1 protein-coding gene is annotated in these 250 nt (G+C 50.8%); it reads right to left on the reverse strand.

Translation table 11 applies throughout. The features are described 5' to 3' along the window. A partial coding sequence (locus FSO04_RS49000; RefSeq protein WP_325063558.1) for a group II intron maturase-specific domain-containing protein occupies positions 1 to 173 on the reverse strand: 173 nt, incomplete at its 3' end. Positions 174 to 250: the final 77 nt, after the last annotated feature.

A 250-nucleotide genomic window follows, 5' to 3' on the forward strand; every position in this document is an offset into this window, starting at 1 on the left:
GCCACCACATGGCGGTGATACATTGCCCATCCCCGAATGACCGGGTTAAGCTTATGTATCAGCACTTCCTGTGTGACGCTCGTATGGCCTTTGATGATCGCTCTGACCTTGTCGAGCAGTGACTTAGAGACGGTTTCAAAAAGACTTGAAGGGGCTGTTAACTTCATGGACATGCTGTTAACCTTGGTCGTCGTGACGACGGAGTCAAGGGGATGGGCAAGCCAATAATTGACGACGAATTGTGGAAGCG

It is taken from the genome of Paraburkholderia madseniana (assembly GCF_009690905.1).
Lineage (GTDB): Bacteria > Pseudomonadota > Gammaproteobacteria > Burkholderiales > Burkholderiaceae > Paraburkholderia > Paraburkholderia madseniana.